This is a genomic window from Streptomyces sp. DH24 (assembly GCF_029813775.1).
In the GTDB taxonomy this organism is placed as follows: Bacteria; Actinomycetota; Actinomycetes; order Streptomycetales; family Streptomycetaceae; genus Streptomyces.
The window spans coordinates 78522-102700 of sequence record NZ_JARVKW010000019.1 but is presented as its reverse complement, the minus strand read 5'-3'; the positions used below and the strand labels follow the sequence as shown (position 1 = coordinate 102700).

Genomic DNA, 24179 nt, shown 5'->3' with positions numbered 1-24179 from the left:
AGACGGCTGAGCGGCAAGCCGGGCTCGGTCTCTCAGCCCGGTCACCTGCCACGCAACGACTCCAAGCCGATCAATCCCAGGTGCCCGAGTTCAACGGAGCGTAGTCAGCACCAACCCAGCACGGGAAGTCAGCACCGCACCGTCGAATCACCCTGAACCACGCGTCCCGGACGGCGCTCGTTTCGACCACCATCGAGATCCTTGATCCACCCCGCCACGCCCTGGCATGGTGGCTGCGCGCATAGCCAACACCCGAACTATGTTGCCCCACCACATGTGCGCCTGACCTGCATGTTTCTACGGTGTGCCGACACGTACCCGTCCCCACCGCACACGAGGAAGTGGCGCACATGGCCTCCGCAGCATCCGCTCCCCCGACGCCGAACAGTCTCAAGCGCATCGTCGCCGCGTCCCTCATCGGCACCACCATCGAGTGGTACGACTTCTTCCTCTACGGCTCCGCCGCCGCGCTCGTCTTCAACAAGCTGTTCTTCCCGGAGTCCGACCCGCTCGTCGGCACACTCCTGTCGTTCCTCACGTACGCGGTCGGATTCGCCGCGCGCCCCCTGGGCGCCCTCGTGTTCGGGCACTACGGTGACCGGCTCGGGCGCAAGAAGCTGCTGGTGCTGAGCCTGATGCTGATGGGCGGGGCGACGTTCGCCATCGGCTTGCTGCCCACCCACGCGACCATAGGGTCCGCCGCGCCCGTGCTGCTGACCGTGCTGCGTCTCGTGCAGGGCTTCGCGCTGGGCGGCGAGTGGGGCGGGGCCGTGCTGCTCGTTTCCGAGCACGGGGACGCGCGGCGGCGCGGCTTCTGGGCTTCGTGGCCGCAGACCGGCGCACCCGCCGGCCAACTGCTGGCGACCGGTGTGCTGTCGTTGCTCACCGCCGTGCTGTCGGACTCCGCCTTCGGCAGCTGGGGCTGGCGGATCCCCTTCCTGCTGTCCGGTGTGCTGGTGATCGTCGGTTTGTGGATTCGTTTGTCTGTCGATGAATCACCCGTCTTCAAGGAGGCGTTGGCGCAGGCCGAGGCCCGCAAGGCCGACGTGGACGCGATCGCGGAGAAGATGCCCCTCGTGGCCGTCCTGCGTCACCACTGGCGTGACGTGCTCGTCGCGATGGGCGCGCGCATGGCCGAGAACATCAGCTACTACGTCATCACCGCCTTCATCCTCGTCTACGCCACCACCTCGGCCGGCGTCTCCAAGCAGACCGCCCTCAACTCCGTGCTGATCGCCTCGGCCGTGCACTTCGCGGTCATCCCGCTCTGGGGCGCGCTGTCCGACCGGCTCGGCCGCCGGCCGGTGTATCTGATCGGCGCGGTCGGCATCGGCCTGTGGATGTTCCCGTTCTTCGCGCTCATCGACACCGGCGGGTTCGGCGCCCTGCTCCTCGCGGTGACCGTGGGCCTGGTGCTGCACGGGGCGATGTACGCGCCCCAGGCGGCGTTCTTCTCCGAGATGTTCGCGACCCGGATGCGCTACTCCGGTGCCTCCATCGGCGCCCAGTTCGCCTCCGTCGCGGCGGGCGCGCCCGCCCCGCTGATCGCGACCGCGCTGCTGTCCAGCTACGGCACCTCCACGCCGATCTCCCTGTACGTGATCGCCGCCGCCCTCCTGACGGTGGTCGCCGTGGTCGCGGCCAAGGAGACCCGCAACCGCGACCTGGCCGACGTGGCTCCCGTCGCCGGCCGAGCCCCGGCGGAGCCCCGGGCGGCCGACCCGCACAAGGTCTGACCGACTCGCAGGAGGCCGCCCGCAAGGACGACAGGAAGCCTCTGGCCCCCGCACCGGGACCAGCCCGCGCCGACCGGCCCCCGTACGCCCCCGCGCGTACGGGGGTCAGTGCTGTGCCGGCGCCGACAAACGGTGCAGGCGCAGGGCGAGTTGTATCTCCAGCGCGCGGGCCGGGCTCTGCCAGTCGTCGCCCAGGAGGCGGCCCACGCGCTCCAGGCGCTGGGCGACCGTGTTGACGTGGACGTGCAGTTCGTCCTTGGTGCGTGCCGGGCTCATGCCGCAGGCGAAGTACGCGTCGATGGTGCGCAGCAGTTCGGTGCCGCGCCGCTCGTCGTACGCCACGACCTGGCCGATGGTGCGCTCGACGAAACCCGCGACGTCCCGGTCCCCGGCGAGGAGCAGCCCGAGGAACCCGAAGTCCTCGGCGGCGGCGCCGTCCCCCGCGCGGCCGAGCAGGCGCAGCGCGTCGAGACAGCGTCTGGCCTCCGCGTAGCCAGCGGCCACGGCGTCCGGGGCGGCGGCGAGGTCCTCGACCGGTGCCGAGGCGCCGACGGTGACGGCTTCGTGGACGGCCGTGCCGAGGTGGCGGGCGGTGCGGCGGGCCACGTCGGTGGCGGTGTCCCCGGTGGCCAGCGGCAGCAGCAGCACGGTGCCGCCGTCGCGGGCGGCGGCGAGGCCCTGCCGAGTCGCGGCGAGGTGGGACGCGGCGGCCCACAGGCGGCGGCGGGCGTCCGCCTCCTGTTCGGCGTCTTCCGCGGTGCTGTCGAGGCGGGCGGCGAGCACGACGTGCGTGGCGTCGAGGTCGGCACGTAGCCGGGTGGCGCGTTCGCGCAGCAGGCGCGGGTCGCGGTCGTGGGCGTCGAGCAGGTCGTCCAGGAGCTCGCCGCGGACGCGCTGTTCGGCCTCGGCGGCGGAGCGCCGGGCGAGCAGCAGCAGCGAGGTGACCATCGCGGCGCGCTCCAGGGTGCGCTGGTCGACGGGGTCGAGTCCTGGATGGCCGCGCAGCAGGAGCGCGCCGAGCAGTTCGCCGCCCGCGGTGACGGCGGCGATCCACGCGTCGCCGTGCCGCACCGCGTGTCCTTCGGCGCGGGAGGCCTCCAGGGCGCCGGCGGGCGCGTCGGCCGCCTCGGTGAACTCGACCGTCCCGTCCAGTACTTGGGAGACGGCGGCGGCCACGTCGTGGACCCCGCCGCCGCGCAGGACGAGCTCCGCGAGCCGGTCGTGGACGTCGGAGGCGCGCTCGATGACGGCGCTGCGGTCCTGGATGATCTCGTTGGCCCGCTCCAGGCCGGCGAGGGCCGCGCGGGTCTCGGTCAGCAGGTTCGCCGTGTCGATGGCGGCCGCGGCGAGCGCGGCGAAGGAGCCGAGCAGGGCGATCTGCTCGCGCTCGAAGACCCGGGCGCGGCGGTCGGCGGCGTACAGCACGCCGATGACGCCGGACCCGAGCATCAGGGGCACGCCGAGGATGGCGACCAGTCCCTCGTCCCGTACGCCCGAGTCGATGGTGTCGGTGTGCTGGAAGCGCGCGTCCTTGAAGTAGTCGTCGGTGACGTAGGGGCGGGCGGTCTGGGCGACGAGGCCGCCGAGCCCTTCGCCCATGCCCAGGCGGAGTTGCTGGAAGCGGGCGGCGACCGATCCCTCGGTGACGCGCATGTAGGTGTCGCCGCGCTCCGGGTCGTTCAGGCTGAGGTAGGCGACGTCCGTGCCCAGCAGGGAGCGGGCGCGCTGCACGATGGCCTGGAGGACGGCGTCCAGGTCTCTGAGGCCCGCGAGGTCGTGCGCGGTCTCGAAGAGCGCCGACAGCTCGGCCTCCCGTCGCCGCCGTCCCTCCAGCTCGCCGCGGACCCGCAGCGCGAGCAGCTTCGCGTGCTCCAGCGCGGCGATCCGCTCGGCCGACGCCCCCTGGGCGCGGGCCCGCAGCACCGGCTGCTCGTAGGCGTCGGCCGTCGCGCCTCTGGCCAGCAGTTCGAGGAACGGAGCCTCGGTGGGACGGGAAAGGGCACCTCCACGGACGGCGGCGCCCTCGTCGCCGGACGCGGCTCCGCCACGAGCGGCAGCGCTCCCGACCGCGGCCGTGGCTCCGGCACCAGCACCCGAAGCGGCATCGGCAGCGGCGCCGGAAGCAGCTCGGGTACCGGTGCCGGTACCTGCGGCATGGAGGGCCGAGCGCTCCACCTCGGCTTCGGTGCCGGTGGTGGGGCGCCCGGCCGACTGCACGTGATCGCGGGACATGCTCACAGGATTCACCATCGCCCCGTCCGTCCGGCAGGCCTGTGGAAAACTCACCGGGCCGGCGGGCCGGTGGTCAGTGCGCGGTCCACCCGCCGTCGAGGACGAGCGAGGCACCGGTCACGAAGGACGCGGCCGGGCCACACAGGTACGCCACGGCCTCGGCGACCTCGTCCGGCTCGATGAGCCGCTTGAGGGCGCTGTCCCGCAACAGCACCTCGGACAGCACGCGCTCCTCCGGGATGCCGTGGGTCCGGGCCTGGTCGGCGAGCTGCTTCTCCACGAGCGGGGTGCGGACGTAGCCGGGGTTCACGCAGTTCGAGGTGACGCCGTGCGGGGCGCCCTCCAGCGCGGCCGTCTTGGACAGGCCCTCCAGGCCGTGCTTGGCGGACACGTAGGCCGCCTTGTACGGCGAGGCGCGCAGGCCGTGGACGGAGGAGATGTTGACGATGCGGCCCCAGCCCTGTCCGTACATGTGCGGCAGGGCGCCTCGGACGAGCCGGAACGGGGCCTCCAGCATGACGGTGAGCACGGTGTGGAAGACGTCGGGCGGGAAGTCCTCAAGGGGACTGACCAGTTGCAGCCCGGCGTTGTTGACGAGGATGTCGGTACCCGCGGCGGCGTGTTCGGCGGCGTCCAGGTCGGTGAGGTCGAGGACGTGCGGTTCGACGGTGCCCGGCAGGTCGGCGGCCGGTTCGGCGAGTGCCTCCAGCCCGGCGGCATCGCGGTCGACCGCTCTGACCTTCGCCCCGGCGGCGGCCAGCCGCAGCACGCAGGCGCGGCCTATGCCGCCGGCGGCACCGGTGACGAGGGCGGTGCGGCCGCCGAGGTCGAGCGGGGAGGCGTGGGGACCCGGGAAGGGACTGGGCGCGGTCATGGCTCGACCCTAGGCAGCGGCCCCCCACCGCCCCATGTGCTCACCACCCACTCTTCACAGCAAAGTGGTGGGGTCGAACCACGTCGGCGTGTCCGACAGCGCCTGCTTGATCCGGTGCAGCGCGAACTCGTTGAGCTGCGGCAGCGCGTCCACCTCGAACCAGCCGACGTCCAGCGACTCGTCGTCGTTGACGCGGGCCTCGCCGCCGACCGCGCGGCAGCGGAAGGTGATGTCCATGTACTGGCAGACGTCCCCGTTGGGGTAGGTGACGGGTTCCAGCGCCTGCACGAGGACGACCCGCTCCGCGACGCAGTGCACCGCCGTCTCCTCGTGGACCTCCCGCACGGCGCAGGCCGCCGGCTGCTCGCCCGGTTCCGGGATGCCGCCGATCAGCGACCACTTGCCGTTGTCCGAACGACGCCCCAGCAGCACTCTGCCCGCGTCGTCGAAGACGATCGCGGTGACTCCGGGGAGCCACAGCAGTTGCTGACCGGCCGATGCCCGCAGGGAGCGGATGAACTCAGGAGTTGCCATGGGGCGACCCTAACGGCCGGACTCCGCGGCCCCTGCCGGGTTCCGGGGGCGTACGGCGGTCGTACGGCTACACGTCACCCGCGCGTCGACCGCGCACGCCGGCGCCGATCGCCCGGCCGAGGCCACCGGCCGCGACCAGCACGAGAGCGATCTCGGGCAGGATGCCCAGCCGGGTGGCGGGCGTCCGCGACGAGCGCAGCGGCACCTCCTGGACCAGCGAGTCGGCCACGAACATGCCAGTCTTCTGCGTGATGGTCCCGTCCGGCATGATGACCGCGCTGACCCCGCTGGTCACCGGCACGGTCACGGTCCTGCTGTGCTCGACGGCCCGGATGCGGGACATGGCGAGCTGCTGGTAGGTCATCTCGCTGCGGTCGAAAGTGGCGTTGTTGCTCGGCACGGAGATCATCTGGGCCCCGCCGGTGACGGTGTCGCGCACGGCCCAGTCGAAGGCGGCCTCGTAGCAGGTGGCGAGGCCGACCCGGGTGCCGTCGAGGGTGAAGACGCCCGGCTCGTCGCCCCGGCTGAAGTCCTGGCGGACCATGGAGGTCCACGTCTCGTTGATCGCCCCGATGAGCGGGCGCAGCGGCAGGTACTCGCCGAAGGGCTGGATCTGCCGCTTGTCGTAGGTGTCGACGGGCCCCTTCTCGGGGTCCCACAGGATCTGCTCGTTGAGCAGCTTGCCGTCCCTCTCCACGACGCCGCCGACGGAGATGGGCACGCCGATCGACCTGGCGGCGCCGTCGATCACGGCACGCGCGTCGGCGTTGGCGAACGGGTCGATGTCCGAGGAGTTCTCGGGCCACAGCACGAAGTCGGGCCGGGCGATGTTCCCGGCCCGCACTTCGGCGGCCAGGCGTTCCGTCTCGCGCGCGTGGTGGTCGAGCACGGCGCGCCGCTGGGCGTTGAACCCGAGGCCCGCGCGCGGCACGTTGCCCTGGACGACGGCGACGGTCACGGTGCCGTCCTCGGCCGCGTCGGTGACCAGCGGGCGGGCGGCGACGGCCGCGACGACCGGCACGGCGAGGCCGAGCAGGGCCGCGGCGGCGGCGCCCCGCCGCACCGCGCGCGTGCGGCGTGCGTCGGCGGCGAGGCGGGCGGTCTCGTAGAGCGCGAAGCCGCACAGGACGACCGCGAAGCCGAGCACCGGGGTGCCGCCCAGGGCGGCGAGCGGCAGGAAGACGCCGTCCGCCTGCCCGAAGGCGATCTTGCCCCAGGGGAAGCCGTTGAACGGCGCACGCGCGCGTGCCGCCTCGCCCGCGATCCACAGGGCCGCCGCCCACACCGGCCAGCCGGGCAGCTTCGAGACCGCGGCGATGCCCGCGCCGACCAGCGCGACGAACACCGCCTCCACCGCGACGAGCGCCAGCCAGGGCCCCGGGCCGACCTCCACGCCGGTCCACACCAACAGCGGAAGCAGGAAGCCGAGGCCGAAGAGGTAACCGAGGCCGAGGCCCGCCTTCCAGGTTCGGCCGCGCAGCAGCCCGCCGAAGACGGCGAACGCCGGCAGGGCCAGCCACCACAGGGTGCGCGGCGGGAAACTGACGTAGAGCAGCACTCCGGAGAGGGCGGCCGCAGCGTACGGCGCGAGCCGGGCGAGGCGTGCGCCGAGGGACGCGGACGCCGCCTGGGGCTCCAGCCGGTCCGACTCGCCGACGGAGGTTGCGGTGACGGTCACTCCGGGAGTGTACGGCGGTTGACCTGGGCACCGACAGCGCGGTCGGGGGCGCCCGGCCCCGCTCGTCTCGCCGGGCGGTGATCCGCGCGGGGGCGGCAGGCCGACCACTCGGACGGCGATCCGGGTCCGCCCGCCCCCGCCGTTCCCACATAACTCGTCCGCGACTCATCCACAAACCGTCCACCAGCGGTTACGGTGGCCAGATCCTGGTCCCTGACCTCTCGCGGGCACGTGACCGGGACTGTCACAGGTCGGGGGCGACTTGGTTCGGGGGGCGGGGTGGGTCTCACGGGGATGACGTCCGAGGAGTCCGCGGACGGCGAAAGACGTGGCGTTTCCGATGTCGTGGGGGCGATGATCCTCGGCGCCTGCGCCGTGTGGTCGCTGGTCACGGCCGCCGCACACGACGGCCGGCCCGAGGGCGTGCTGCTGGCGGTGCTGGCCGTGGCCGCCGGTTACGCCGCGGGCCGGATCTCCGGCGCGCTGCTGCCGGTCGCCGCGCCCTGCGCCTGGGCGCTGGCCGGCGTCGCTCTCACGGTCGCCGTTCCGCATCTCGCGCCGGGGCCGCAGATTTTCACGCCGCTGGGGCACACGGGAGCCACCGCGGCCGTGCTGGCCCTGTCGGCGGGCGCCGCGTGCTGCGCGGCCTGGGCCGCCCGGGCCCGGGTCGTGCGCCTGCTGCTGAGCGTGCCGGCGGTCGGGACCGTGGTGACGGCCGCCGTGCTCGGCTCCACCGCCGGGTGCCTGGCCTGTGGCGCGGTGCTGCTGTGCTCGCTGGTGGCCGGCCGCATGCGGCACCGCGGGGCGGGCATCGCGGGGCTGGCGTCGGCCGTGGTCCTGGTAGCCGGGCTGACCTGGGCCGTCGCGGCCCGTCATCTGCCGGGCGGGCTCGGCTCCGCCCTGGAGGGACAGCTGACGTCGCACCGTGTACGGCTGTGGCACGAGGCGCTCGCCATGGCCGGGCAGGACGCCGCTCTGGGCGTCGGACCGGGGCGCTTCGGAGAGCTCAGCGCGACGGCGGCGGGTTCGCTGCTGTCCGACGGCAAGCCGCACTCCGCGCCGCTCCAGCAGGCGGCCGAGCAGGGTGTCGTCGGGGTGGTTCTGCTGGCGGCGGCCTTCGGCTGGGTGCTTCACGCGCTCTGGCGCACCCCGCGTCCGACGCCGGTCGCGCTCACGGCGGGCGCGGCCCTGACGGTGCTCGCGGCCGTCGCGTCGGTCGGCAACGCGCTGAGCTTCACGGCGGTCACGGCGGGCACGGGAGTACTGGCGGGACTGGCCACGGCACGACCCCTCACGGAGGAGCCGCCGGAGCCCGCGCCTCATGAACACCGGCAGAACGACCGGCTCACCAGGTAAGCGCGGCGCGAGAAGCCGACGACCCTCAGTGGGCCGAGTACGACGGGACCGGCCACGGCACGCCCCCCACGGAAGAACCGCCGGACCCCCGCGCCCCATGAACACCGGCGGAACGACCGGCTCACCACGTGAGCGCGGCGCGGGAAGCGGCGACCCTCAGTGGGCCGAGCCGGGCGTCGTCGGCCGCAGTCGGTCCCTGATGACGCGGACGGCGGCTTCGGCGTCGTCCACGGTGACCGTGAACACGTGCCCGTCCCACAGGCGCAGCACGATGCCCTCGCCTCGGCGCACGACCACCGCCGTGCCCTTCTCGGGACGCCATCGGTAACCCCAGCCGCCCCACTGACGCGGCGTGACCTGCGGGGTGAAGTCGGCGCCCGCGACGTGGGAGAGCGGGATGCGGCGGCGCGGTATGCCGATGTGGCCGCAGCGCACCTCCAGGAAGTCCTCGTCGACGCGCAGCGCGACGTGCACGAAGGCGAGGGTGCCGAAGAGGACCAGCAGGCCGGCCGCGATGCAGCCGACGACCGCCATGGCCAGGGGGGCGATGCCGGAGGTCCACGCGGAGTCCACGGCGAGCCCGATACCGAGGGCCAGGCAGGCCGCACCGGCGAGCGCCGCCAGCCACTGGGCCCGGTTCGTGGCGCGACCGGTCCAGACGTCGGGGGGCGCGCTGCCCGCGTCGTGCCCTGTGCCGTGGGAGTGGTCCCTCATGTTTCGAGGGTACGCACGATTCCCCGCGCGGGTCCCTCGTCGCGGACGGTGACTGGGCCGGGTGGGCGGCGGCGGGAATCCCGGGCTCCGGTTCGGCCGGCGGCCGGGGTCGCGTCCTGGTCCCGGTCAGCCCGCCGGCGCCACCGTCCGCAGCATCCGCCCCTCCGCGTAGGACAGCGCGGCGGCGGGCAGCGGGCCCTCGCGGCCGCTGAGCAGCACCGTCAGGGTGCCGCCGCCGGCGGCGCGCTGCGCCGGCCGCTCGCCGATGCGGCGCAACGCCTGGGCGGCGACCGCTCCGGCGGACCCGTGCAGGACGAGCGGCGGGAAGCCGGGGCGCTGGACGGCGGCCCGGATGCGCTCGGCGACCAGTTCGTAGTGGGTGCAGCCCAGGACGACGGTCGTCACGTCGTCGGGTGTCAGCTCCGCGGCGGCGGCCACGGCGTCGTCGATCGCCGCCTCGTCCGCTCGCTCGACGGCCTCCGCGAGCCCCCAGCAGGGCACCTCGGTTACGGGCACGCCGTCGGCGAAGTCCCGGATGAGGCCCTTCTGGTAGGGGCTGCCGGTGGTGGCGGGCGTGGCCCAGATCGCGAAGGGCCCGCCTCCCGCCGCGGCCGGCTTGATCGCCGGAACGGTGCCGACGACCGGGACGCCGGGTTCCAGGCGGGCGCGCAGCGCGGTCAGGGCGTGCACGGTGGCGGTGTTGCAGCCGACGACGAGGGCGTCGGGCCGGTGCGCGGCGGCGGCCTCGGCGACGGCGAGCGCGCGCTCGGTGAGGTCCTGGGGGGTCCGCGGTCCCCAGGGCATGCCGTCGGGGTCGAGGGAGAGGACGAGATCGGCGTCGGGGCGGAGACGCCGTACCGCGGCGGTGGCCGCGAGCAGACCGATTCCGGAGTCCATGAGCGCGATCTTCACCCGGCCACGATAGACGATGAGCCGTCCGCGGCCCGTGCCGTGGGGCAGACTGCGGGCGTGAGCGCCATCGCATGGACCGCCGCAGGATCACTCGCCGCCTGGCTGTGGCTGCTGCTCTGCCAGGGCTTCTTCTGGCGGACGGACGTGAGGCTCCCGCCGCGCCGGGAGCCGGACGCGTGGCCGTCGGTGTGCGTGGTCGTCCCCGCGCGCGACGAGGCGGCGGTGCTGCCCGCGAGCCTGCCGTCGCTGCTCGCGCAGGACTATCCGGGCCGGGCGGAGATCTTCCTCGTCGACGACGGCAGTACGGACGGCACCGGGGACCTGGCCCGGGAGCTGGCCCGCGGGCACGGCGGGCTGCCGCTCACCGTGGACTCGCCGGGCGAGCCGCCCGCGGGCTGGACGGGCAAGCTCTGGGCGGTGCGGCACGGCATCGGTCTGGCACGCGCGCGTGCGCCCGAGTACCTGCTGCTGACGGACGCCGACATCGCGCACGCGCCGGACAGCCTGCGGCACCTGGTGGCGGCGGCCCGCACGGGTGGTTTCGACGTCGTGTCGCAGATGGCCCGGCTGCGGGTCGAGAGCGTGTGGGAGCGGTTCGTGGTCCCGGCGTTCGTCTACTTCTTCGCGCAGCTGTATCCGTTCCGGCGCATCGGAAAGGAGGGGACGCGGACGGCCGCGGCGGCGGGCGGCTGCGTCCTGCTGTGTGCCCGGGCCGCCGAGCGGGCACGGATCCCGGACGCCATCCGGCACGCCGTCATCGACGACGTGGCGCTCGCGCGGGCGGTGCGGAACAGCGGTGGCCGCCTCTGGCTGGGGCTGGCCGACCGGGTGGACAGCGTGCGCCCCTGTCCGGCGCTGCGCGATCTGTGGCGGATGGTGTCGCGCAGCGCGTACGCGCAGTTGCGGCACAGCCTTGTCCTGCTGGCCGGTACGGTCGCCGGACTCGCGCTGGTGTACCTGGTGCCGCCGGTGGCGGTGGCCGTGGGCGCGGCCACCGGGGACCGGACGGCGGCGCTGTGCGGGGCGCTCGCGTGGCTCGTGATGACCGGGACGTACCTGCCGATGCTCCGCTATTACCGCCAGCCCCTGTGGCTCGCTCCGCTGCTGCCGTTCACCGCCTCCCTGTATCTGCTGATGACGGTCGACTCCGCGGTGCGGCACTACCGGGGGCGCGGCGCGGCCTGGAAGGGCCGCACCTACGCGCGTCCGGACGCCGTGCCCGACGAGGGCTGAGGGCGGGCCGGTTCACTTGCGGCCCGGCGTCCAGGTCATGCCCCAGCCGTAGGCGTAGTCGACGGTGCGCTGCGGGCTGACGCCGCGCTCGGGGACGAGGAACCGCGACTCGCGCTGGACGACCAGGTCGCCGCCGTTGTTGGTGATCAGGGCGAGGACACAGACCGGTGAGGGGACCGTGCACTCGTCGAGCGAGAAGTCGATCGCGGCGCCGTGCTGCGGCTGGAGGGTGACCGTGGCGTTCAGGTCGGCGAAGGAGCGGGCGCCCTCGTAGATGGTCACGAAGACGAGGATGCGCCGGAAGTCGTTCCTGTGGTCCAGGTTGACGGTGAGGTTCTCGCCGGTCGCCACGGCGCCGGTGCGGTCGTCGCCGTCGAGGTGGATGTACGGCGGCTGGTGCAGGGAGCCGAAGGCGTTGCCGAGTGCCTGGACGACTCCCTTGCGGCCGTCGCTGAGTTCGAACAGGGCGCACAGGTCGAGGTCGAGATCGTCGTGCATGGCGACGGCACGGCCCAGTTTGCCGGCCCAGCCGGAGAACTGTTTGCGGACCTGCCAGTTGAGGTTCACGCGGAGGTGGCCGGAGGTTCCGCCCTGCTTGGTCAGGGACACCGACGGGGCCGCCTTGGTGAGCGTCACCTTGGTCAGCCGGACCGGGGTGGCCGGGGGTGCCGTCTGCGGGGGCGGGGGCACGGCCACGGGCGGGGCGACGGGAGGCGCCGCGGTGACGGGCGGGGCGGGCGTCGGCGTCACCGCGGGCGCGGCCTGCTGCGGCTCGTCCACGGAGATGCCGTAGTCCGTGGCCAGGCCCTCCAGTCCGGTGCCGTAGCCCTGGCCGACCGCGCGGAACTTCCAGGCGCCCTGGCGGCGGTAGAACTCGCCGAGCACGAACGCCGTTTCGACGCTCGCACCGGTGCTGTCGAAGCGGGCCGCGACGGTGTTCTGCGCGGCGTCGCGGACCTCGATGTACAGGTCGGGGATCTGCCCGAAGGAGCCGCCGTCCGTGGAGGCCGCGAGGATGACGGTCTCGATCGCGGGCTCCACGCGCGCGAGGTCGACGAGGAGGGTGTCGGTGACCCGGCCGCCGGCGTTCTGCTTGCCCTCGTGGCGGATGGCGCCGGAGGAGTGCACGGGCTGGTTGTAGAAGACGAAGTCGCCGTCGGTACGGACCTTTCCGCCGACCAGCAGCAGCGCCGAGGCGTCCGCGTCGGGCACGCCCGGTCCGGAACGCCACCCCAGTTCCACCCTCAGTGCCGCCGTCGGCACCGGCGTGTTGGATCCTTTCGGCATTGACATGTCCGCCCCCATCACGTGTCACCGCGCCGGCCCGTTCCGGCTGCCCTTCTCGATTCTCGACGTTCCGCGTTCTGCCCGCACAACCTATTCCACGTTCGCGAACCGTCACGCGAAGCATGGAGAGACAACTGTCCAACCGCCGGTAACCCGCTCGGAACTCGGGCTTTACACGATCAGAGGCCCGCTCGCTGCCCCTTTTTGCCGACTTCGCTCGCATTGGGGATCCCGCGTCACCCAGGGCACGGAAAACAACCCTCTTATCGGTCTCCCCAACCAGCACATCGTGGGCTTAACTTATGTGCCATGACCTCCCCCCGCTCCACTTATGGCGGCGGCTACTACTCCGCCTCCTTCCCGGACACTCCGATCTACGACTCGCTCGTGGCCGAGCGGGGCACCCCGCAGATCGCCCCGATCCGCGTCCCCGCCGCCTACGACATGCCGGGCAGCCAGCTGCCCGCCCTCCCGGCGGCACTGCCCGCCCTCCCGGCGGCACCGTCCCAGCCCTCCTACGGCTATCCGCAGGCTCAGCATCCGGCCCCGCTGCAGCAGGCGCCCGCGGCGTACATCCCGCAGCAGGCCACCGCGCCGCGCGGCTACCCGGGACCGCAGCCCCAGCAGCCGCGTCCCGCGGCGCCCGCCGGCTACGAGGCGATGCGCCCTGCGGCACCCCGGCCGGCTCCGGCCCCGGCGCCGTATCAGGACCCGTACAACAACCAGCAGTACCGCGGTTACTGAGACATTCCCCGGGCTGTCGGTGCCGCCTGGCACGATGGCCCCATGGGGAATGCTCAGTTGCTGTCGATACACGTCCACCCGGTCAAGGCGCTCCGGGGCATGTCGCCCCGGCAGGCCGTCGTGGAGCCCTGGGGGCTGGCCGGGGACCGGCGCTGGATGCTGGTCGACGACGGGGGAAGGGTCGTCACCCAACGCCAGCGTCCGCGCCTCGCGACGGCCGCCGCCGAGCTGCTGCCCGGCGGCGGTGTCCGGCTGTCCGCGCCCGGGGCGGAGCCGGTGACGGTGCCCGTTCCGCGTCCGGCCGGGGCCGTGCCGGTGGAGATCGTCCGGGACAAGGTCGAGGCGGTCCCGGCCGAGGACGCGGCGGTGCACGCCTGGTGCCGCGCGTTCCTCGGCGCCGACGTGCGCCTGGTGCACATGGCCGACCCGGCCTCCTGTCGGCCCGTCGACCCGGAGTTCGCGCTGCCCGGTGAGACCGTCTCGTTCGCCGACGGCTATCCCCTGCTGGTCACCACCACCGCTTCCCTCGACGCCCTCAACTCCCTGATCGCGCGGGGCGAGCACGGGGACGAGGGCCCGCTGCCCATGAACCGTGTCCGGCCGAACGTGGTCGTGACGGGCACCGACGCCTGGGCCGAGGACGGCTGGTCTCGCGTGTCCATCGGCGAGGTCGACTTCCGCGTCGCCAAGATGTCCGGGCGCTGCGTCGTGACCACGACCGACCAGGCCAGCGCCGAGCGCGGCAAGGAGCCGCTGCACACGCTGGGCCGGCACCGCCGTATCGGCGGCAAGCTGGTCTTCGGGCAGAACCTGGTGCCCCTCTCCCCCGGCACGATCAGGGTGGGCGACCCGGTCCGCGTCGTCGCCTGAGGCTCGTCCGGTCGGCGCGGCGGCCCGGGGGCCCGGGGGCGGGAACCCGGCGCTGAGCAGGCCCGTTGACGTGGTGTGAGGAGTTCGTGAGAACTCCGGTCCCGGCGTGTGCGGGGGTGATGTGACTCTCTCTTCGCCGAGGTCTTGGACGAGCGGCTCCGCCGGGGGATATCACGGAGCGGGGAAGGGGGTGCGGACCGTGCGTGCGATCAGCGGACTCTGGCGCTGGCGGCACAATCCGCTGTGCCGCGCGACCGACCTGGCCGAGGCCCGGCTCGCCCTGGCCGCCCTGCTGCTGCTCCTCCTCGTGGCACCGGTGGCCGGGACGCTCGTGGGCGGCGCGGCCGAGGAGTCCCTGCGACGTTCCGTGCGCGACCAGCACGAGACCCGGCACCGGGTCGGAGCCTCGGTGATACGCCGGCTCGACGACTCCCTCCTGGACACCGACCCCGAGGCGAGCACCGGACGGGACCTGCGCAGCCGCGTCCTCGCCCGCTGGACCGCGCCGGACGGCAGCACGCACCACGGCGCCGTCATGGCCGGCCTCAAGGACCCCCGCCCCGGCGACCGCTTCACGATCTGGACCGACCGGCAGGGCCGGCTGGTGGCCCGGCCGCTCGACTCCGCCACGGCGACGACGCACGCGGTCCTCGCCGGGTTCGGCGCGGCCCTGCTGACCGCGGGGCTGGTGGAGACCGGACGGCGGCTGATCATGCGGCGCATGACCCGCCTGAGACACGCGCGTTGGGACCAGGCCTGGGACCGGGCGGGCCCCGACTGGGGCAGGACCGGCACCGGCAGCTGACGGCCTGGAGCCTCCGGTCAACTCACCGCCTGCGCACACGCTACGGTGGTCCGGCCGAACCGATCGGCGACGACCCGCGTACGACGAGGTGGGGGCACAGCAACGCCATGGCACAGGGCACGGTCCAGGTGACGCACACCGGCACATCGCGGTGGCGGCGCCGCACGGGTGAGTACGCGACGCTCGCCGCCGCCCTGGAGGCCGCGACGGACGGTGACGTGCTCACCGTCGCTCCCGGCACCTACCGGGAGAACCTCGTCGTCCAGCAGGCGGTCACCCTGCGCGGCCCGGAGGGCTCCCCCGGTTCCGTCCGCATCGCGCCGACCGAGGGCGTACCGCTCACCGTGCGGGCCTCGGCGGTGATCCAGGACCTGCTCGTGGAAGGGCAGGACGCGGCGGCGCCGGCCCTGCTGGTGGAGGAGGGCACCCCGGAGCTGCTGGACGTCCGGGTCGTCACCCGGTCCGCGGCGGGCATCGAGGTGCGCGGCAGCGCCCGGCCGACGGTGCGGCGCTGCACGGTCGACAATCCGGCGGGCATCGGCATCGCCGTACTCGACGGCGGCGCCGGGGTGTTCGAGGAGTGCGAGGTCGTCGCGGCCGGGCAGGCCGGCGTCGCGGTGCGCGGCGGTGCCCATCCGCGCCTCGACCGCTGCCGCGTGCACCACGCCTCGGGCTCGGGCCTGACGGCGACCGGTGAGAACTCCGCGCTGGAGGCGGTGGGTTGCGAGGTCTACGAGGTGCGGGGCAGCGGCGTCCAGGTCACCGGCCGGGCCACCGCGCACCTCACCGACTGCGACGTGCACCGCACCACCGGGGACGGTGTCACCCTCGACACGGACGCCGTCCTGACGCTGGCGGACTGCCGCATCCACGACATCCCGGAGAACGCGGTCGACCTGCGCTCCCGCTCCGTCCTGACGCTGACCCGCACCAGCGTGCGGCAGTTCGGCCGCAACGGCCTGTCGGTGTGGGACCCGGGCACCCGCGTGGACGCCAACCAGTGCGAGATCTTCGACAGCACCGGCGACTACCCCGCGGTGTGGGTCAGCGACGGCGCGACGGCCGTGCTGGACTCCTGCCGGGTGCACGACGTGCCCGACGCGCTGTTCGTGCTGGACCGCGGCTCCCGCGCGGACGTCGTCGACAGCGACCTCACGCAGGTGCGCAACACGGCGGTGTCGGTGAGCGACGGCGCGACGGCGCAGCTCGACGACTGCCGCATCCGCGACGCGGCCACCGGCGCCTGGTTCCGCGACCACGGCAGTGGCGGCACACTCAACAACTGCGTGCTGACCGGCACGCAGACCGGCGTGATCGTCACCAAGGGCGCCGACCCGACCATCGAGCGCTGCACCGTCGACTCGCCCTCCGAGGCCGGGTTCTACGTCTCGGCGGGCGGCCGGGGCAGCTTCCTGGACTGCCGGGTGTCGGACAGCGACGGCTACGGCTTCCACGTGATCGACGGCTGCCGTACGACGCTGAAGAAGTGCCGCACGGAGCGCTGCTCACGCGGGGGTTACGAGTTCGCGGACGGCGGGACCGACGCCGGCTCGGGCGGGGGTCCCGTCGTGGAGGACTGCACCAGCGACGAGAGCGGTGGGCTCAGGCCTCCCGCGGCCCGGGAGACCGCCGTGCAGACGACGGCCCCCTCCCCCGGGCTGCTCGGCGCGATCCCCGGGCAGCGCAGCACCGAGCAGGAGGCCCTCGTCGCGGGCGCCCAGCCGGAGCAGCCGGCGCGGTCCGCGAAGGACGTGATGGGTGAACTGGACGCCCTGGTCGGCCTGGACAGCGTCAAGCGCGAGGTGCGGGCCCTCACCGACATGATCGAGGTGGGCCGGCGCCGGCAGCAGGCGGGCCTGAAGGCGGCGTCCGTCAAGCGGCACCTGGTCTTCACGGGCTCCCCCGGCACCGGCAAGACGACGGTGGCGCGGCTGTACGGCGAGATCCTCGCCTCCCTCGGCGTGCTGGAGAAGGGCCACCTCGTGGAGGTGTCCCGCGTCGACCTGGTCGGTGAGCACATCGGTTCCACGGCGATCCGCACGCAGGAGGCCTTCGAACGGGCGCGCGGCGGCGTGCTGTTCATCGACGAGGCGTACGCGCTGTCCCCGGAGGACTCGGGCCGGGACTTCGGCCGGGAGGCCATAGACACGCTCGTGAAGCTGATGGAGGACCACCGCGACGCCGTCGTGGTCATCGTGGCGGGCTACACCGCCGAGATGGAGCGGTTCCTGTCGGTCAACCCGGGCGTGGCGTCCCGTTTCTCCCGCACCATCACCTTCGGCGACTACGGCCCGGAGGAACTGCTGCGGATCGTCGAGCAGCAGGCCGAGGAGCACGAGTACCGGCTCGCGCCGGGCGCCGGGGAGGCCCTGCTGAAGTACTTCACGGCGATCCCCAAGGGCCCGGCGTTCGGCAACGGCCGTACGGCGCGGCAGACGTTCGAGGCGATGGTGGAGCGGCACGCGAGCCGGGTCGCCCAGGTGGCCGACCCCAGCACGGACGACCTGACCCTGCTCTACGCCGAGGACTTGCCCGAGCTGCCCTGAGGCTCCCCCTCCGGGCCGGGCCCGTCCTCCCGCGCCGTGCGCCGCGGCGCGGGCACATCGGGCCGCAGCCGGGCCAGCAGCCGCTGCCGTTCCTCGACGAACGCCGGGTCGGCCTGGTACTCGGAGTGGCCGAGGATCGGCGCGGGCAGCGGAAGCAGTTCGGTGCGGCCGTACGCGAGCGGGTCCTTGAGTGCCTCGCGGTCCACCTCGGGGCCGCGGTCGCCGGGCAGCCGCACGGGGCCGCCGATGGGGTCGGTGACCCGGTACAGGTTGCGCCAGCAGTCCACCTCCTGGTGCAGCGAACCGAGCGCGTCCGGCCCGAAGTGGGCCGGGAACCACCGGCCGTAGAGCCGCTCCAGCGGCGAGCCGTAGGTCAGCAGCCCGACCCGCTTGCGGACGGACGGTTCGAGCTGCCAGGCCGCCGCGGCGGCGAGGACGCTGCCCTGCGAGTGCCCGGAGATGACGAGACGGCCGCCGGTGACGCGGGTCCAGGTCGCGATCCGCCAGGTCAGGTCGGGCACCGCGCGCTCGGCGTAGCAGGGCGGCGCGAAGGGGTGGGCGGCGCGCGGCCAGAACGTGCCGACGTCCCACAGGATGCCGATGGTGCGCCGCGCGGAGGGGTCCTTGTAGGCGCGCCGGCCCCAGGTGACGAAGAGTATGAAGCCGAACCCGATGAGCCAGGAGCCCAGCGCCTCGGCGGTCTGGGCGGCGCCGTGCACGAAGGCGTACGAGCCGCCGGCGGCCTCGCCGGGTGTCTCGTCGGTGGTGAGGGCGCCGACGAGGGCGCCCGCGCCGAGCAGCAGGGTCGCGGTGGAGGTGACGGCGACGATGAGGGGCGCCCGGTCGGTGAGCCTGGCCATGGCGCGCACGGTGGCGATGCGGCGGGTGCGTCCGGGGTCGCCGACCTCGTGCGGGTGGTCGCGTTCCACGGCGGCGCGTTCGGCGCGGGCGAGCAGCCAGGTGCGCCGGGCGAGTTCGGCGCACAGCACCAGCAGCAGCAGGAGCAGCGGCGGGATCGCGGAGGCCTGCCAGGTCAGCATGACCGGCGGGCCGGGGATGGACGTCCCGGTGCCGTCCAGCCAGTCGGCGACACGCTGGGCCACGCCGCCGGACATGACGCCGCCCAGGGCGCAGGCCAGCATGGCGACGGCGGGCCCGCCGAGGCCGTGCATGACGGCGCGCGGGTCGGGCCTGGTGCGGTGCAGCAGGTGGGCGACCACCGCCAGGGCGATCACCAGCAGCCCCTGGCCCAGGACGATGCCGCCGAAGGTCGCGTCGCCGGGCAGCCGGCCCGACGACTCCCAGCCGGGGCGCTCCCACCCTGCGTACAGCAGGGAGAGCGCGAGGAGGACGAGGGCGGCGAGCGGGAGTCCTCGTACGACGTTCCGGTCGAGCTCGGAGTCCAGGTGGCGTTCGCTGCGGCCGCGGCGGCACACCACCCACAGCACGGCCGCCGCGCCGGCGACGAGTGCCGCCTCCAGCAGTCGTCCTGCGGTGTCGAGCGTCGCGGAGCCGCCGGACGCGCGGTCGAAGCGGGCGGCCGAGGTGCCGACCGCGGCGGCGACGGTGAGCAGGGCGGCCGCGGTGTGGGCGGCGCGCAGCCGGGCCACCAGGCGGCGGCCGTACCAGAAGCCGGGGCGGCCGAGCGCGGTGGGCGCGGAGTCGGCGATGTCCTCCTCGGACTCGGCGGCGCGGGTCATCGGCTGCTGGGACTCGTACTCGCTCCAGGTGCGCCGGGACAGGTACCAGAGCAGGCCGGTGAGCGCGGCGGGCACCAGGGCCGCGAGCGCGAGGCGGCGTCCGGGCAGGCTCCACCAGCCGCCGTCCGAGGCCTCGGGCGACAGGAAGCCGAGCCAGGAGTGCCGGCCGGCGCAGGCGGAGGTGCCCGCGCACTGCCAGGCCGTCAGATCGAGGGCGACCTCGCAGGCGGCGGCCACGAGCAGCACGGTGAGGGACAGTCCCGCGAGCCGCACCAGCAGTCCGTAGAGGCGGACCGTGCGGCTGTGGCCGTGTGTGTTCGGGCGCATCCAGTGGGCGAGGTTGGCCACCATGAACGGCAACAGCAGCAGCCACAGGGCGCGGGAGCCGTTGCCGGAGGTGAGGTTGCACCAGACGTAGGCCTCGGGCACCGGGCCGTCGCGTCGGGTGCCGGGGTCGCTTTCGGCGTCGACGTCGTCGGCGCGCCGGAAGACGGCCGCCGTGTCGTCGCCGGTGATCCGCACGGTGCGCGGATCGTTCAGCATCTCCCCGGGTGTCGTCCCGCCCACTCCGTGGACGAGGAGTTCCAGAGCGGCTCCCGTGGCCCGCGGTGCCGGGCCTTCCGTGTCGCCCGTCGTCGCGCGTTCCTGCGCACGTTCCACTGTTGGCACTTCCCCCGTGACGCGCCGTCGGCTGTCTGTGTGCGGGGACCAGGATCTCCCGTTCCGGGCGGGTGCGCACCCGTCGACACCGAATCTCCCCGATCCGTGCGACAGGTGTGACCCTTCCGATGCCAATGTGACATGCGCACATCGGAACGGGCGGTGACGCGGCGTGCGCGGGGGCGTGCGAGGATGGGACGTCCGCGCACCGGAGCCGGTAAGAATGTCCTTGTCGGAGCGGGTGCGCCGAGCGTGTCGGACGGCGGCCCCAGGCGAAAGGACCGGAGCGTACGTGAGTGAGAATCAGAACCTCCTCGCGGAGCAGCGGCGCGCCCTGATCCTGGACGAGGTCCGGCGCCGAGGTGGTGTGCGGGTCAACGAGCTGACGCGGAAGCTCGGGGTGTCGGACATGACGGTCCGCCGTGACCTCGACGCGCTGGCCCGCCAGGGTGTGCTGGAGAAGGTGCACGGCGGCGCGGTTCCGGTGGCCGAGGCGAGCACGCACGAGCCGGGGTTCGAGGCCAAGTCGAGTCTGGAGCTGACCGCCAAGGAGGACATCGCGCGGGCGGCGGCCGGGCTGGTCGCGCCGGGCGCGGCGATCGCGCTGTCGGGCGGCACGACGACGTTCGCCCTGGCGCACCAGTTGCTGGACGTGCCGGATCTGACGGTGGTCACCAACTCGGTGCGGGTCGCCGACGTGTTCCACGCCGCGCAGCGCACCTCGGGGCCCCGGCAGGGCGCGGCGACGGTCGTGCTGACCGGCGGTGTGCGCACCCCGTCCGACTCGCTGGTGGGCCCGGTCGCCGACCAGGCGATCGCGGCGCTCCACTTCGATCTGCTGTTCCTCGGCGTGCACGGCATATCGGTCGAGGCCGGTCTGTCGACGCCGAATCTGGCGGAGGCCGAGACCAACCGGCGGCTCGTGCAGTCGGCGCGGCGGGTCGTGGTGGTCGCCGACCACACCAAGTGGGGTGTGGTGGGCCTGAGTTCGTTCGCGGCGCTGGAGCAGGTCGACACGCTGGTGACGGACGCGGGGCTGCCGGCCGGCGCGCGCGACGAGGTGTCGGAGCACCTGCGGCGGCTCGTGGTCGCGGGCGAGCCCGAGGACGACGGCACCGAGGACTGAGCCGCAGCGGGGCCGGGGACTTCCGGCCCGCCGACGGCTGCCGCGTCGTGTATGCCCTGATGGAACTTTGTTCTCTGACAAGGGAGTTGGTCCCATGGCTCATCGTCTGCGCCCCGTCGGGCACGACTTCGTCCGGACCGCGCCGGTCCGGCTCGTCTTCGCGCGTGGCATCACCGCTCCTCCCGCGGCCGTGTTCCGCGCGCTCGCCGAGGACGTGGTGGGCTGGGCGGAGTGGTTCTCGGCGGTGCGGGTGGCCCGCCCGGTGCGCGACGGCGCGGGCCGCGAGATCCGGCTCAGGGGCGGGGCCCGCTTCCTGGAGACCGTCCTCGCGTCGGAGGCGCCCGAGGTGTACGCCTATCGCGTGGACGTCACGAACACGCCCGGCGTGCACGCCCTGGCCGAGGAGTGGCGGCTCGTGCCGATCGGGACGGGCACGCGCGTGCAGTGGACCTTCGCCGCGGACGGGACGGCGGCGTTCCGCGGCGCGCTGAACCTGGCCCGGGCCGGGCTCGGCCGGACGTTCCGCGACTCGGTCACGGCGCTGGACCGGCGCCTGACGACGTAGGCGGGGTCAGTCGGGCCAGACGCCCGTCTTCAGCAGGGACGTGATCGCGTGGGTGTACGGCGCGATGTCCAGGCCCTGTTCGGCGAGCCAGGCGTCCGAGTAGTACTTGTCGAGGTACCGGTCCCCGTGGTCGCACAGCAGGGTCACCACGCTCCCGTGCCGTCCCTCGGCCACCATCTCGGCGACGATCTTCAGCGCGCTCCACAGGCCGGTGCCGGTCGAACCGCCGGCCTTGCGGCCGATGGCCGACTCCAGGGCCCGTACGGCGGCGACGCTCGCCGCGTCGGGCACCTTCATCATGCGGTCGACGGCGCCGGGCACGAAGCTCGGTTCCATGCGGGGTCTGCCGATGCCCTCGATGCGGGAGCCGCAGTCGCACGTGACGTCCGGGTCGCCCGTCGTCCAGCCCTCGAAGAAGCAGGAGTTCTCCGGGTCGGCGACGCAGATGCGGGTGTCGTGCTGCATGTAGTGGACGTAGCGCGCGATGGTCGCCGAGGTGCCGCCGGTGCCGGCCGTGGCGACGATCCAGGCCGGTTCCGGGTAGCGCTCCAACCGCAGCTGGCGGAAGACCGACTCGGCGATGTTGTTGTTGCCGCGCCAGTCCGTGGCACGTTCGGCGTAGGTGAACTGGTCCATGTAGTGGCCGCCGGTCTCCGCCGCGAGGGCGGCCGACGCCTCGTACATCGTGCGCGGGTCGTCCACGAAGTGGCACTGCCCGCCGTGGAACTCGATCAGGCGGCACTTCTCGCGGCTGGTCGTGCGCGGCACGACGGCGATGAAGGGCACGCCGATCAGCTTCGCGAAGTACGCCTCCGACACGGCCGTCGAACCGCTGGAGGCCTCGATCACCGGCCGGCCGGGGCGGATCCAGCCGTTGCACAGCCCGTACAGGAAGAGCGAGCGGGCGAGGCGGTGCTTGAGGCTGCCGGTCGGGTGGGTCGACTCGTCCTTCAGGTAGAGGTCGATGTTCCAGTGCTCCGGCAGCGGGAAGCGGAGCAGATGGGTGTCGGCCGAGCGGTTCGCGTCGGCCTGGACCCTGCGCACGGCTTCTTTCAGCCACTCCCGGTAGGCGGGGTCGGTGCGGTCGACGTCGAGGGTTTCGCCGGGTCTGATCTGCTGAGGGGTGCTCACGGCCGTGCTCCTTAGGCTGCGCGCCGACGGCGCGTCACGCGGTCGGCACACCGATCATAAGCACCCCTGGTCCCGCTTCTCACCTGCATAAACGCATCTTTGAGCCAGCCAAAGGCACCCCTGGGGGGAGCGACGGCGCATCGGGGCGGGGCGCATTCGACCCAATGCTCCGGGCACTCGGAGCGAAGGGGTCGCGCGTACTGGTGCTCGGCGCGCGGCCGGGGCACACTGCACCGGGCGGGGCGGAGGTCCCGAACCGGGGCACACTGGATCACGTCAGCAGCCGGAGGGGTCGCGGACGAGAGCACGGTCCGGCGGCCCGAGACACGCGCAAGGGGGCGGAACGACATGGCGGAGCCGGAGTTCACGGCCAGGGGCGTGCGGATCGGCAACGGACTGCGCTCGCTCACCCGGGCCGGACAGGTCCGGATCAACGACGGCAGGCTGGAGTTGCTCACCAGCTACGGCAGCGAGATAGACAGCGCGCCGGTGCAGGCGGTGCGCGCCTCCAAGCCCTGGTTCGTGCCGGACGACAGGGCGCTCGCCGACCTCAACGGCAAGCGGTACCTGCTGACTCTGGGCGAGAGCGACCCCGCGCCGGGCGAGTCCGGGCCGCCGGCCGCCCGCAGGTTCGTCGAGGCGGTGCGCAGGGCGGCGGGGCGCGGTTACTGAGATGTCCGTGAGTTGCGGTACCTCATCGGCTGGGCCACGCTGGTCTCACGTCACTCTGGGTTTACCGGCGATAACGCTGCGAACCAGCCCGCCGGCCACGACAGCAGGCGGCAGCGTCACGCGGGCGCCCTGCTGGATCCGTACTCCGTGTTCTTCCGGAACTCTGTCCGGACCTGACACCGGGGAGTCGCAGCCGTGATCAGTCACCCAAGCAGACACTGCACGGTGGAGCTGCAAGCCCTGCCGTCGCGGATCGGCCAGGTCCGCAGAATCGTATCTGCGCAATTGCGCTACTGGCATATGGATTCCCTGATCGACCGGGCGATGCTCGGTGTGACGGAGCTGTTGTCCAACGTCCACCGCCATGCCCGGCCCGACAAGACGTGCACCGTGGAGATCGAGCTGCTGCTCGACCGGTTGACGGTCTCGGTGCGCGACCACGACCCGCGCCTTCCCGAAGTGGAAGACGCCCAACCGCTGGCGACCTGCGGACGCGGGCTCGCCATGGTGGCCGCGGTCAGCGAGAGCTGGGGCGTACGGCCGGACGGTGCGTCCGGCAAGGTCGTGTGGTTCACCTTGCCCACGCCCGCGCCGGCCGGTGCCGTGCTGTCCCCGCTGTACGCCGGGGAGCGGGCGTCACGTGTGCTCCCCGAGGTCGAGCCCGTCGAGCCGGTCCTGGAACCGGCCCTGGAGACCCGCGGGCCCCAACGCGCTCCCGCCCGGTCGGCCGTTGCCGGCTGACCGGGCGGTGACCCCGTACGGGGGTGCCGGCTCCCGGCCGGCACCCCCGCCGCACATCTCGCG

20 protein-coding genes are annotated in these 24179 nt (G+C 73.5%); 11 read left to right on the top strand and 9 right to left on the bottom strand.

Annotated elements, in window-relative coordinates; all coding sequences use genetic code 11:
• Positions 1–350: 350 nt before the first annotated feature.
• Positions 351–1736 (top strand): MFS transporter, encoded by a 1386-nt coding sequence (locus QC282_RS17565; protein ID WP_279550390.1) that lies wholly within the window; start codon positions 351–353, stop codon positions 1734–1736.
• A gap of 105 nt (positions 1737–1841) precedes the next feature.
• Here QC282_RS17565 and QC282_RS17560 read toward each other — a convergent pair whose 3' ends face one another.
• The 4 genes from QC282_RS17560 to lnt all read right to left on the bottom strand — a co-directional run bounded on the left by QC282_RS17560 (position 1842) and on the right by lnt (position 7054).
• The gene (locus tag QC282_RS17560; RefSeq protein ID WP_279550389.1) at positions 1842–3968 is read right to left on the bottom strand and encodes a GAF domain-containing protein; all 2127 of its coding nucleotides are present in this window, start codon (positions 3966–3968) and stop codon (positions 1842–1844) included.
• Positions 3969–4041: 73 nt separating this feature from the next.
• Complete coding sequence (locus QC282_RS17555; RefSeq protein ID WP_279550387.1) at positions 4042–4842, bottom strand: 3-hydroxybutyrate dehydrogenase; 801 nt, start codon at positions 4840–4842, stop codon at positions 4042–4044.
• Between the two features lie 54 nt (positions 4843–4896).
• Positions 4897–5376 carry an NUDIX domain-containing protein gene (locus QC282_RS17550; RefSeq protein ID WP_279550386.1) on the bottom strand — a complete coding sequence of 160 codons (480 nt, stop codon included), beginning with the start codon at positions 5374–5376 and terminating at the stop codon, positions 4897–4899.
• Positions 5377–5443: 67 nt separating this feature from the next.
• Positions 5444–7054: an apolipoprotein N-acyltransferase gene (gene lnt, locus QC282_RS17545; RefSeq protein ID WP_279550385.1), complete on the bottom strand. Its 1611-nt coding sequence runs from the start codon at positions 7052–7054 to the stop codon at positions 5444–5446.
• Between the two features lie 354 nt (positions 7055–7408).
• Between lnt and QC282_RS17540 the strand changes: the two genes are divergently transcribed.
• Entirely contained in the window at positions 7409–8410 is a 1002-nt protein-coding gene (locus QC282_RS17540; protein ID WP_279550420.1) for an O-antigen ligase family protein, read from the top strand.
• Between the two features lie 156 nt (positions 8411–8566).
• Here QC282_RS17540 and QC282_RS17535 read toward each other — a convergent pair whose 3' ends face one another.
• On the bottom strand, positions 8567–9124 hold the full coding sequence (locus QC282_RS17535) for a hypothetical protein (RefSeq protein WP_279550384.1): 558 nt from the start codon (positions 9122–9124) through the stop codon (positions 8567–8569).
• A gap of 126 nt (positions 9125–9250) precedes the next feature.
• Positions 9251–10036, bottom strand: coding sequence for a glutamate racemase (locus QC282_RS17530; protein ID WP_279550383.1), 786 nt, complete (start codon positions 10034–10036; stop codon positions 9251–9253).
• 39 nt (positions 10037–10075) lie between these two features.
• Here QC282_RS17530 and QC282_RS17525 point away from each other — a divergent pair, with 39 nt between their 5' ends.
• A complete protein-coding gene (locus tag QC282_RS17525; RefSeq protein ID WP_279550382.1) occupies positions 10076–11269 on the top strand; it encodes a glycosyltransferase in 1194 nt (397 codons plus the stop codon).
• Positions 11270–11281: 12 nt separating this feature from the next.
• On the opposite strand, the gene QC282_RS17520 is transcribed toward QC282_RS17525, so the two are convergent.
• The gene (locus QC282_RS17520; protein WP_279550381.1) at positions 11282–12556 is read right to left on the bottom strand and encodes a TerD family protein; all 1275 of its coding nucleotides are present in this window, start codon (positions 12554–12556) and stop codon (positions 11282–11284) included.
• A 309-nt stretch (positions 12557–12865) separates the two neighbouring features.
• Between QC282_RS17520 and QC282_RS17515 the strand changes: the two genes are divergently transcribed.
• From QC282_RS17515 to QC282_RS17500, 4 genes are all read left to right on the top strand, one after another.
• Complete coding sequence (locus tag QC282_RS17515) at positions 12866–13300, top strand: DUF6643 family protein (RefSeq protein WP_279550380.1); 435 nt, start codon at positions 12866–12868, stop codon at positions 13298–13300.
• Between the two features lie 42 nt (positions 13301–13342).
• A complete protein-coding gene (locus QC282_RS17510) occupies positions 13343–14170 on the top strand; it encodes an MOSC domain-containing protein (RefSeq protein WP_279550379.1) in 828 nt (275 codons plus the stop codon).
• Positions 14171–14369: 199 nt separating this feature from the next.
• Positions 14370–14975 (top strand): hypothetical protein, encoded by a 606-nt coding sequence (locus QC282_RS17505; RefSeq protein ID WP_279550378.1) that lies wholly within the window; start codon positions 14370–14372, stop codon positions 14973–14975.
• 107 nt (positions 14976–15082) lie between these two features.
• Positions 15083–17521, top strand: a complete 2439-nt coding sequence (locus QC282_RS17500; protein ID WP_279550377.1) for a right-handed parallel beta-helix repeat-containing protein — start codon at positions 15083–15085, stop codon at positions 17519–17521.
• Here QC282_RS17500 and QC282_RS17495 read toward each other — a convergent pair.
• On the bottom strand, positions 17491–19881 hold the full coding sequence (locus tag QC282_RS17495; protein ID WP_279550376.1) for a hypothetical protein: 2391 nt from the start codon (positions 19879–19881) through the stop codon (positions 17491–17493). The two genes, QC282_RS17500 and QC282_RS17495, sit on opposite strands and share 31 nt — an antisense overlap.
• 292 nt (positions 19882–20173) lie before the next feature.
• On the opposite strand from QC282_RS17495, the gene QC282_RS17490 reads away from it, so the two are divergent.
• A complete protein-coding gene (locus QC282_RS17490; RefSeq protein ID WP_279550375.1) occupies positions 20174–21007 on the top strand; it encodes a DeoR/GlpR family DNA-binding transcription regulator in 834 nt (277 codons plus the stop codon).
• Between the two features lie 94 nt (positions 21008–21101).
• Complete coding sequence (locus QC282_RS17485; protein ID WP_279550374.1) at positions 21102–21572, top strand: SRPBCC family protein; 471 nt, start codon at positions 21102–21104, stop codon at positions 21570–21572.
• Positions 21573–21578: 6 nt separating this feature from the next.
• Here the strand turns inward: QC282_RS17485 and QC282_RS17480 are convergent, their stop codons facing one another.
• The gene (locus QC282_RS17480) at positions 21579–22703 is read right to left on the bottom strand and encodes a PLP-dependent cysteine synthase family protein (protein WP_279550373.1); all 1125 of its coding nucleotides are present in this window, start codon (positions 22701–22703) and stop codon (positions 21579–21581) included.
• Positions 22704–23051: 348 nt separating this feature from the next.
• On the opposite strand from QC282_RS17480, the gene QC282_RS17475 reads away from it, so the two are divergent.
• Positions 23052–23375, top strand: coding sequence for a hypothetical protein (locus QC282_RS17475; RefSeq protein WP_279550372.1), 324 nt, complete (start codon positions 23052–23054; stop codon positions 23373–23375).
• Between the two features lie 195 nt (positions 23376–23570).
• Positions 23571–24116: an ATP-binding protein gene (locus tag QC282_RS17470; protein WP_279550371.1), complete on the top strand. Its 546-nt coding sequence runs from the start codon at positions 23571–23573 to the stop codon at positions 24114–24116.
• The last annotated feature ends 63 nt before the right edge of the window (positions 24117–24179 follow it).